Annotated in this window: 11 protein-coding genes; 9 read left to right on the top strand and 2 right to left on the bottom strand. The window is 46.5% G+C overall.

Annotation, left to right across the window (positions count from 1 at the left end; genetic code table 11):
- From BC8716_RS00370 to srlD, 8 genes are all read left to right on the top strand, one after another.
- A complete protein-coding gene (locus tag BC8716_RS00370; RefSeq protein WP_094423457.1) occupies window positions 1–1,497 on the top strand; it encodes a UxaA family hydrolase in 1,497 nt (498 codons plus the stop codon).
- A 13-nt stretch (window positions 1,498–1,510) separates the two neighbouring features.
- Window positions 1,511–2,992 carry a tagaturonate reductase gene (locus BC8716_RS00365; protein WP_094423456.1) on the top strand — a complete coding sequence of 494 codons (1,482 nt, stop codon included), beginning with the start codon at window positions 1,511–1,513 and terminating at the stop codon, window positions 2,990–2,992.
- A 205-nt stretch (window positions 2,993–3,197) separates the two neighbouring features.
- Entirely contained in the window at window positions 3,198–4,154 is a 957-nt protein-coding gene (locus BC8716_RS00360) for a sugar-binding transcriptional regulator (protein ID WP_157730316.1), read from the top strand.
- Window positions 4,154–4,603: a transcriptional regulator GutM gene (locus BC8716_RS00355; protein WP_094423454.1), complete on the top strand. Its 450-nt coding sequence runs from the start codon at window positions 4,154–4,156 to the stop codon at window positions 4,601–4,603. The genes BC8716_RS00360 and BC8716_RS00355 overlap by 1 nt, the downstream gene beginning before the upstream one ends.
- Window positions 4,603–5,172 (top strand): PTS glucitol/sorbitol transporter subunit IIC, encoded by a 570-nt coding sequence (srlA, locus tag BC8716_RS00350; protein ID WP_094423453.1) that lies wholly within the window; start codon window positions 4,603–4,605, stop codon window positions 5,170–5,172. Before BC8716_RS00355 ends, srlA begins: the two co-directional genes overlap by 1 nt.
- Window positions 5,165–6,175 (top strand): PTS glucitol/sorbitol transporter subunit IIB, encoded by a 1,011-nt coding sequence (gene srlE, locus BC8716_RS00345; protein ID WP_094423452.1) that lies wholly within the window; start codon window positions 5,165–5,167, stop codon window positions 6,173–6,175. Before srlA ends, srlE begins: the two co-directional genes overlap by 8 nt.
- 88 nt (window positions 6,176–6,263) lie before the next feature.
- Window positions 6,264–6,620 (top strand): PTS glucitol/sorbitol transporter subunit IIA, encoded by a 357-nt coding sequence (locus BC8716_RS00340; protein ID WP_094423451.1) that lies wholly within the window; start codon window positions 6,264–6,266, stop codon window positions 6,618–6,620.
- Window positions 6,621–6,639: 19 nt separating this feature from the next.
- Window positions 6,640–7,422, top strand: a complete 783-nt coding sequence (srlD, locus tag BC8716_RS00335; RefSeq protein ID WP_094423450.1) for a sorbitol-6-phosphate dehydrogenase — start codon at window positions 6,640–6,642, stop codon at window positions 7,420–7,422.
- A gap of 164 nt (window positions 7,423–7,586) precedes the next feature.
- On the opposite strand, the gene BC8716_RS00330 is transcribed toward srlD, so the two are convergent.
- Both BC8716_RS00330 and BC8716_RS22945 read right to left on the bottom strand, forming a co-directional pair.
- The gene (locus BC8716_RS00330; protein WP_094423449.1) at window positions 7,587–8,372 is read right to left on the bottom strand and encodes a lytic polysaccharide monooxygenase; all 786 of its coding nucleotides are present in this window, start codon (window positions 8,370–8,372) and stop codon (window positions 7,587–7,589) included.
- 173 nt (window positions 8,373–8,545) lie between these two features.
- Window positions 8,546–8,752, bottom strand: coding sequence for a sporulation histidine kinase inhibitor Sda (locus BC8716_RS22945; RefSeq protein WP_094423448.1), 207 nt, complete (start codon window positions 8,750–8,752; stop codon window positions 8,546–8,548).
- Between the two features lie 847 nt (window positions 8,753–9,599).
- Here BC8716_RS22945 and srtD point away from each other — a divergent pair.
- Complete coding sequence (srtD, locus tag BC8716_RS00320; RefSeq protein ID WP_094423447.1) at window positions 9,600–10,160, top strand: class D sortase, LPxTATN-specific; 561 nt, start codon at window positions 9,600–9,602, stop codon at window positions 10,158–10,160.
- The last annotated feature ends 56 nt before the right edge of the window (window positions 10,161–10,216 follow it).

Genomic DNA, 10,216 nt, shown 5'->3' with positions numbered 1-10,216 from the left:
GTGGACGGCTTAAAGATCCACCCAAAAGACGATGTCCTCATCGTGTTAAAAGAGGCAGCGAAAGGCGACGTCATTCGCGCAGGCCACCAGCAGCTCGTACTAGCAGAGCCAGTCGAACGTGGCCACAAAGTGGCACTCCGCGACATTCGCGCAGGCGAACCGGTGTTAAAATACGGCTTTCCGATTGGCATTGCCAAACAGGCGATTGCCACAGGGGAGTGGGTCCATACACACAACTTAAAGACGGGGCTAGACGGCAAGCTGGCGTATCAATACAAACAAAGCCAAAACGCGGCGACGGCAGACGCAGACAAAGGGGCACCCGCTTTTACGTTTAAAGGGTACGTCCGCAAAAACGGCGATGTCGGCATACGCAATGAAATTTGGATTTTAAATACGGTCGGCTGCATTAATAAGACGGCTGAGCTGATTGCCCGCCTCGCTCAACAAGAGCATTTTGCCAATATTGATGGCGTCTACCATTATCCACACCCTTTCGGCTGTTCCCAGCTTGGCGACGATTTAAAAAGCACGCAAGCAATCCTGAGCAGCTTAGTCCACCATCCGAATGCAGCAGGTGTGCTTGTGCTTGGCCTTGGCTGCGAAAACAACTACATTGACGTGTTTAAAGAGGCCGTTGGCCCTTATGACAGCGAACGCGTCAAGTTTCTCGCCGTGCAAGAAGTAGAAGACGAACTGGAGGAAGCGCTTCAGCTTGTTTCTGAAATTGCCGCTGTCGCGAAAAACGATGTGCGGACAGAAGTGCCCGCGTCAACATTAAAAGTTGGCTTAAAATGTGGAGGCTCTGACGGCTTTTCAGGGATTACAGCCAATCCACTTGTCGGCGCATTTTCCGATCGGCTCATTGCCCAAGGCGGGTCAACGGTGCTGACAGAAGTGCCTGAAATGTTCGGCGCAGAAACGATTTTGATGGAACGGGCCGCAGATGAAACGGTTTTTAATGGCATTGTCGATATGGTCAATGGCTTCAAAGACTATTTTATCCGCCATGGCCAGCCTGTTTATGAAAACCCTTCCCCAGGCAACAAAAAAGGCGGCATTACCACGTTGGAAGAAAAGTCACTCGGGTGTGTGCAAAAAGGCGGTTTTGCGCCAGTAGCCGATGTCGTTCCTTACGGCGGCAGAATCAAGAAGCCAGGGCTGACACTCGTGGAAGGACCAGGGAATGACCTTGTATCCGTCACTGCCCTTGCTGCTTCAGGGGCCCATATCGTCTTGTTTACAACAGGACGGGGCACACCGTTTGGCGGCCCTGTTCCAACTGTCAAGCTGTCGACGAATACGCCTTTGTATGAACGGAAGAAAAACTGGATTGACTTTAATGCAGGCACACTTCTTGACGGAAAAGAGCTTGGCGAACTAGCAGACGAACTATTTGCCTATGTGCTGCAAATCGCCTCAGGGGAAAAGGCGACTCACAATGAACGGAATGGGTTTAAAGAAATCGCCCTGTTCAAAGATGGCGTCATTTTATAAAAGGAGTGACAGCATGGATCGAACGGAAACAAAGCAATTGACAAAAAAGCTCGTAGGTCAAGAGGCGCCGGCCGGCAAGGAAACAATCGTTCAAATCGGGGAAGGCAACTTCATGCGCGGTTTCATCGATTGGATGATCCACCAACTTCACCAACAAGGACTGTATGACGGCCGCGTCGCAGCGATACAGCCGACGCCACACGGCAAAATCGTCCCTGTCCTTCAAGCACAGGATGGCCTGTACACCGTAATTTTACGAGGCAAACTCGACGGCAATGTCATCGATGAGGCGGAAGTGGTCCAATCGATTGCCCGTGGCATTAACCCTTACAATGACTGGGAAGATGTAAAAAAGTTAGCGCGCTCCCCTGACGTAAAATGGCTGTTTTCCAATACGACAGAAGCAGGCCTTGTCTATCAACAGGAACGATTTGAAGGGGACAAAGCGCCGCTGTCGTTTCCAGGCAAGGTGACTGCCTTTTTATACGAGCGCTTTTTAGCATTCGCTGGCGCTCATGAGGCAGGGCTCACACTCGTGCCTTGTGAGTTAATCGAAGACAATGGCGCTGTGTTAAAAGAGATTGTGCAAACAATTGCGAGAGACTGGAATTTGCCGATTGAATTTCTGCAATGGCTAGAGGAAGCAAATGTCTTTTGCAACACGCTCGTCGATCGAATTGTAACAGGCTTTCCACATGGCGAGGAAGAAACGTGGGCAAACAGGCTCGGCTACGAAGACCGGCTGTTGACAGTCGCTGAACCGTACCATTTGTTCGTGATCGAACCAGAGCGCCCGCTAGAGGAGCGTTTGCCGTTCGAGCAAGCAGGGCTTAACGTTAAATGGGAACCTGTGGCGTTGCATCGGGAGCTAAAAGTAAGGCTCTTAAACGGGTTGCACACGCTGATGTTCGCAATCAGTTTTCTAGCAGGAGAAGACACGGTCAAAGGCGCTCTTCACTCTCCGCGTTTGCGGCGCTTTATTGAACGAGGGCTCGAACAAGAACTGATCCCTGTTGTCAATGCGCCAGAGGAAGATAAGCAAGCGTACGCAGCGAGCGTGATTGAACGGTTTGAAAACCCATTTTTGGCACACAAGCTGACCGATATTGGCTTAAACGCGATCTACAAATTTAAGACACGGCTGCTGCCAACATTAGAGGCCCACGAACAGCAAGACAACGAGCCGAGCCAGTTGTTAGCGAGCCTCGCAGCGTTGCTTGTCTATATGAAGCCACACGAAAGAGATGGCGCGTTTCTAAAAGGAAACTGGCAAGGCAGAACCTATCAAATCCGCGAAAACGAAACAGCGCTCGCCTTATTGGAAACAACATGGGGCCAGTATGACGCAGGAGAAGCGACAGTAGCAGAAACGATTTCCACGTTGCTGCAAGCAGATGAGCTTTGGGGCCGGGATTTAAGCCGCTATCGCGAGAAGGTTGCTAATTACGTACATGGCTTATTGAATGGCGATCTGTTTAATGGGATAGAAGGATAATAAAGAAGGCGCGTATGCCTTCTTTTTTGTGTTTTTTTCCATCAACTATGCAAAAAGAACACAAATGTGCAAATCAAACTTGAATTTTATTCCATTTGGCAAATCGAATTGCATAATGAAATGAAAGCGGTTATATTCAACCTATCAAACACATATGAGCGTAACTTGCACATATGTGCAAAAGAAAGAAGGTGAACAAACAGGCATGAAATGGCAAGAGGAACGCCAACTAGTCATTGTCGCAAAGCTGTACTATGAGGAAGCGCTTACGCAAAATGAAATTGCTAAACGGCTAGGCCTTTACCGGACAACGGTGACAAGAATGCTGCAAAAAGCGAGGGAAGCCGGAATTGTACAAATTAAAATTGCCAGTACACAGCGCCTTCGCGTTGATTTGGAAGCAAAGTTGGCCCGCATGTTCGGCATTCGCGAGGCGGTGATTGTCCCGGTAGACCGTCAGGCGAGCAGAGAAGAGCGCCTAAAAACATTAGGGGAATCAGGAGCGAATTTGCTCGACAGCCTCCTCGTTGATGGCGATGTCGTCGGCCTTGCATGGGGAGACACCCTTGGAACGATGGCTGAAACGATCGGTTCTTTTCGAAAACGTGACACCGTTTTCGTGCCAATCGTAGGCGGTCCTGGCAAGATGCACGTCAAGCATCATATTAATACGATTGTCTATAATTTCGCCCGTGCCTTTAAAGGCAAAGCACAGTATATCGATGCTGCGGCTATTGTGACGTCAGCCGACGCGCAAAAAGACATTCGCGAATCAGCTTACTTGCAAGACGTTTTAAAGCTTTGGGAGGAAATGACCGTCGCTGTCATTGGCATTGGTGCCCACGTCCGTTCATCCAATTTGGTTTGGAGCGGCTTTATTGGCGAAGCTGAACAGCAGCTGCTTGCGAAAAAACAAGCGATTGGCGATATTCTTTCCCGTTTTTACACAATTGATGGCAAAGAAGTGCAAACGCCTATAAGGGAACGGACGATTGCGGTTGAGCTAGATCGTTTAAAGGAAAACCGGGCTACAGTGGCGATCGCCGAGTCGAAAGAAAAAGTACCTTCGATCATAGGCGGCTTGCAGGGAGGCTACATTTCCCACTTGATCACAGATGAAGAAACAGCGATCGAATTAATAAAGTGGAAGGAGAATCCGTAATGGCGATTTTGTTAGCCATTGTCTGTCTAGGAGTCGGTTTCCTTTTGCAAAGTGTACTCGGCTTTTGGCAAATCAAGCATTTTAACTACCGCTATCGGCAATTTCGGCAAGAAGGCCAAGTGGCGATTGGCCGCTCGAAAGGAATCATTCGTACTGGCGTGATCTTGCTGTTGTTAGTAGACCGTAAAGCGAATATCATTCGTGCGGAACGGATGCAAGGAATGACGATTTTTGCCAGGTTTAAAGAGTTGCCGTCATTAAAAGGGCAGCCATTGTTTTACATCGACCAAGGGGTAGAAAGGCGTTTGGACCCCTTTACGAGAAAAGCGCTGGCGGACGCGAAACATGTCTATCGCGTCGTTAAGGCCGGCGGGGAAGTGAAACCGCCGAAAGCCCCGCTAAGCCAGCTTTTGGCGATATTTACAAGAAAACGTGAGGTGAGTAGCTAATGGATTGGCTCGTAAAAATGGCCGAAGGCTTTATCGGTTTATTTGCAGAAGGGGCATCCACATTTGTTGGATTAGTCGGTGATATCGTCCCTCTATTAATTATGCTGCTTGTGGCGATGAATGCGGTCGTCCAATTTGTCGGGCAAGAACGAATTGAAAAGCTGGCGATGAAGTCTGCTAAAAACATCTTCACACGGTATTTGGTCCTGCCGGTCATTGGCACGTTTTTCTTCCTAAATCCGATGACGTTGTCATTAGGGCGATTTTTGCCAGAACGATACAAGCCAGGGTATTATGCGTCGGCCAGTTATTCCTGCCACTCGATGAACGGGTTGTTTCCCCATGTCAACCCTGCTGAACTATTTGTCTTTCTTGGCGTTGCTGCGGGGATTACGCAATTAGGCCACTCCACCGCCGAGCTAGCGCTACGGTATTTTCTCGTCGGTGTCGTCATGAATATGTTCCGGGGGCTTGTGACCGATTGGATGGTCGCGTATGTTGAAAAGCAGCAGAAAGTCAAGTTAAAAACGTCTATGAGCGAATCGTTAGGAGGTGTACACAATGGCTGATTTCAAGACCGTTCGAGTCGTAAAAGGGACAGGCGGATTTGGAGGGCCACTTGAAATTACGCCAACACCTGAAAAAAATAAGATTGTCAACATTACCGGCGGGCCCGTTTCCGATGTGGCGGCCAAGCTGTCGGAATTAAGCGGTGCTGAGCTTGTCAATGGGTTTACGACTTCTGTTCCAGAAGAACAAATCGCAGCAGTCGTGATTGATTGTGGCGGGACGCTCCGGGCTGGATTGTATCCGAAAAAACGAATTCCGACCATCAATATTATGCCGACTGGCCAAAGCGGGCCTATGGCTAAGTTCATCGTCGCTGACATTTATGTATCAGGCGTAAAACCAAGCCATTTGACGCTCGTCGACAACGGAGAGCGTCAAGGAGCGATGCAAGAACATAGCACAGCAACAGAAGAAAGCGCCGCTACAAAACAAGCAACCTATGACACAAGCAAAAAAATAACCGAGCAAAACGACAACTTAATGGCGAAGATTGGCAAAATGATGGGCGGCATCGTCAATGTGTTTTACCAAGCTGGCCGTGAAGCAATTGATACGGTCTTAAAGACAATCTTGCCGTTTATGGCGTTTGTCTCGCTCTTAATTGGCTTAATTTTAGCGTCTGGTGTAGGCGACATTATCGCCAATGTCTTAAAGCCACTTGGCGGTACCGTTTGGGGACTGTTAATCCTATCAGCGATTGTGTCTTTTCCGCTATTGTCTCCTTTTCTCGGCCCAGGAGCGGTCATTGCCCAAGTGATTGGCACGCTAATCGGCGTTGAAATTGGCAGAGGCAACATTCCGCCTCAGTTTGCGCTGCCTGCTCTATTTGCGATTAATGCCCAAGCGGCTGCTGATTTTGTTCCTGTAGGGCTTGGCTTAGCCGAGGCAGAACCTGAAACGGTCGAAGTCGGGGTTCCCGCCGTTTTATACGGGAGGTTCTTAACCGGCCCGCCAACTGTCTTTGTTGCTTGGCTAGCCAGTTTCGGCATGTACGATGGATAACAGATAGCGGGAGAACGCTAAAACGTGCTTAACAAGCAATCACTACTTTTGCAAAAGGGAAAGTAAAGCGAAAAGGTGGAAATTTACGATGATTTACAAAACAACTGTAACAAAGTTAGGCACTCATGCTAGCGATTTTTTGGCAGAGAATATATTGATTTTGTTTAAAAACAATGCGCCAGAAGAGTTAGCGGAGTATTGTGTCCTTCATCAGGAAAACCAAGTAATAGACAACATCCAACCAGGCGATACGGCAATTTTAGCAGGACAAGCGTTTGTGGTTACAGCCGTTGGCAGTGCGGTTGAAAAAAATTTACGCGCCCTCGGGCATATAACGATAAAAGCCGATGGGGCGAAGGAAGCGGAATTGCCAGGGACTTTGTCACTCGAAGCAAAGCCGCTGCCACTACTAAAAGAAGGAGACACCATTACAATTTCTAGATAAATAAAGGAGTGGAGATATCATGGCAGAAACAAAAAAAACAGCTGTTGTCGCCGGGGGCGGCCAAAATTTAGGAGAACATATTAGCTGGCGATTAGCAGAAGAAGGCTATCATGTCGTTGTCGCTGATCTGCAAGGGAGCAGGGCGGAAGCCGTCGCCGAAAAGATTGCTAATCAAACGGGAAGCAAAACACTTGGAATTGGCTTTGACGCTACGGTAGAAGACGAGGTTGCTTATGTCATGGAGACGGCCGCCAACACGTTCGGATCTCTTGATTTGCTCGTCTACAACGCAGGCGTGGCCCGCAGCGCCAAAATTGATCATTTCCCGACAAAAGATTGGCAAATGGCACTAGACGTCAATTTGACAGGCTATTTTTACTGCGCCAGAGAAGCAAGCAAGATTATGATTAAACAAAACAGCGGCAACATCATTCAAATTAATTCAAAGTCGGGAAAAGTCGGAAGCAAACACAATGTTGCCTATTCCGCTTCCAAATTCGGCGGTGTTGGACTCACACAAAGCTTGGCGTTGGATTTAGCAGAGCACAACATCCGTGTCAATGCGATTATGCCAGGGAATCTCCTGTCGTCGCCGATGTTCCAAAGTCTAATCCCCTCCTATGCGAAAAAACTTGGCATCAAAGAAAGCGAAGTCGAACAAGTCTATATCGATAAGGTGCCTTTAAAACGGGGCTGCACGTATGAAGATGTCGCTAATGCTGTTGTTTTCTATAGTTCAGACAAAGCCGCCTACATGACTGGACAATCGATCAACGTTACCGGCGGGCAAGTGATGTTTTAAGTTAACTAGAATCCCCCTCTTTGCTTTGGCATGTGGCCAAACAAGGAGGGGGATGTTGTTTTAAAGACAGATTAAAATCACTACAACCACCTATTTACTCAAATACAGCAGATTTTTATTCACTAGTAGTTCCATTTTTCTTCCAAAGATCATTTCCTGTGCGGTTAAAGGGGACGCCATACTTCGGCAGTCCCTGGCCTTTCACCTTGGGTCCACCATCTTGCTTCATAGGCACGGCCTTCGTAGGTGACGCGATCACCACCGAGATAAACAGTACCTGCATTCCACTCTGGATAGGCCGGCGCAGGGTCAGGGGGGCTTGGTTCGCCAGGCGAAGTGCCATCGTTAGGACCAAAATGTACGTCAATCACATTGTAAAACGCATTGGCTGTATCTGCTACATCCCAGACACCTAAAATCACATGGTATCCTGTACGCTCAGGAATCGTTACTTCATGAGTAACCTTCTCACCTGGTCTCGCCCCATTGTCATGCCTCTCATAAAAGGGAATAAGTTCAAATTGATCACGAGTTAATGGCTGATTAGGGTTCCAGTCTGGTTTTGTGATGTAATAATGCCACTTAGCTGTCGAATGCATGGCCGTTAGGTGCCAAGTAAATGTATGTGCCCCACTTGTAAGCGGCACTTTTGACCAACGAGTTGAGCTTTGCTCATCCAGTTTTGGGAACAATCCACCTGCTGAGGCAATTTGGCCATCTGGCACGCTCTGTCCTGGAAATCCTTTTGGCGCTTCCAAGCTTTGTGGTTCCCAAACAATCGCTCCACAATCCTGATTGATCCCTTGCTGACAAAGGAGCCCACGGGAGCTAGGACTTTCAATGTACCCATGAGCGGAAGCAACTTGGACTCCTGCAAAAGCAAGCAACCCAAACACGACTGTTTGTAACAAGACGGCGCGACAACATTTCATCCATTTTTCTTTAACCATACAGTCCTCCTTAAAACATTTAGGTTGTTACAACTTTCATGAATATGTATATAACATTGATACAAATTTTATAACGAATTTTTTCCAGTGATCATGATCTATTTTAATATCAGAACATGGAAGCATCGCCAGTCTATACTTGAGAAGTCAATCGGAATAGACTTGTCTATTGATTAAAAACGTTCATATGTAGAATCCTCTTCCTTTTCACTCCATGTTTTATCTAGTACTTGACGGTCGTTGCCATTCAAGTGGTGTGAAATGGAAAGGTTTCGACGTTGACATTCCTTGAGTAAAAGATGAATAAAGTCTGGATCAAGGTTAAGCTTGATTGCATTTTTACACGCCTCAATTAAAATGTTGTCCGACAATGTTTTCATGAAATCCCCCATTTTTTTAAGAGTATAGCCTCTCATTTATCAATCAAGCTGGCAGAGACGTAGAAACGCAGAAAAGACGCTAAGTCTATGCCGAGCTTAATCCTGATTCTCCGTTTAAACAAAAATGATGCTGAGCAGCGGTTATGGTGCTAGTAGTGATGATGCCTATACATCGGTCTCGGTCACTCATAACAAAAATCTTGCATATGTGCTGAAAGTCTTGCGAATTGGTTTGGTGAATGAAAAAATCGGCAATTACATAACATCGACCCATTCATTTTTCTATCGAATGTCCCGAATACAGCGTTTTTCCATTCGTGTATTGATTGGCGGGCGACTTCATTATCAGCTTATTCTTGTTCTTTCACTTAAAATCCTATTAGTCCTATGACAAAATTTCTGCACAAGCGAAGAGCACTTGGGAAAAAATAGATAACATAGAGGATAAAAATCCTACTCTCTTCAAGCCGTTAAAGCGGTTAATTACCAAACCAAAAACCACTGATATGTAGCCTAAAATCATTTCAGTTGTAGTAGATTTATAGTTTATATGACCAGACGAAGAAAGATGAATAATGACAGAAAAATAGGTACATAAAAATAGTTAATAGTACCCGTTAATTGGTACAAATATCTAAAAAAACCATACGATCGTAATTAAAAGGGGCTATGGTTGTTTGATTGTTCAGAACTCTTGACTTGTTTCTGTAAGCGAATTAAATTAAAAATAGATTGATATATTTATAGAAGACACCCTTTTTTACCCATTTTATCTAAATAAAACAATTGCTTTATTATTTTCATTATTATTAGTTGCAATTAGGATAAAAAAATTGGAGGGCCATATATGCGAAAACTGGGTTCCTTGTTTCTTCTGGCAGGCCTTATTTTTCTAGGGTGGTTCGCTTTCGAGCTATATAGCCAATACAAAGCTGAACAACAGTCATTGACGGAAGCACAGGCGCGGATTGGCGAAAAAGCGTCGTCAGAAGGTTTTTCCGCTAAACAAGGCGAGGCGTTTGCGACATTGGAGATTCCAAAGCTTGAAAGAACGCTTCCCATCGTTGAAGGGGCTGATCCTGATTCATTGGATGCTGGCGTTGGCCACTTGCCTGAGACCGCTTTACCTGGGCAGGATGAACAAATTGTTTTGTCGGGACATCGCGATACTGTTTTCCGCAATTTCGATCAATTAGAAATAGGAGACGCACTCATTGTTGAAATGCCTTATGGAACGTTTACCTATGAAATCGCTTATACCGAAATCGTGCCAGAAGACGATACGTCGGTGATCCGCAAAATGGGAGAAGAAGTCCTAGTGGTCAGCACCTGCTACCCATTCCACTTTATTGGCAACGCTCCAGAACGGTTTGTCATTTATGCATATCCACTGGAGGAAGAAGCCTGATAAAAAACAGTTTCCAGCAAACACATCCTTTTAAGGGGGTGATGGCCATGGTGACC

Origin of the sequence: Shouchella clausii (genome assembly GCF_002250115.1) — a bacterium.
In the GTDB taxonomy this organism is placed as follows: domain Bacteria; phylum Bacillota; class Bacilli; order Bacillales; family Bacillaceae_D; genus Shouchella; species Shouchella clausii.
This window is presented reverse-complemented; position numbering and strand designations above follow the sequence as displayed.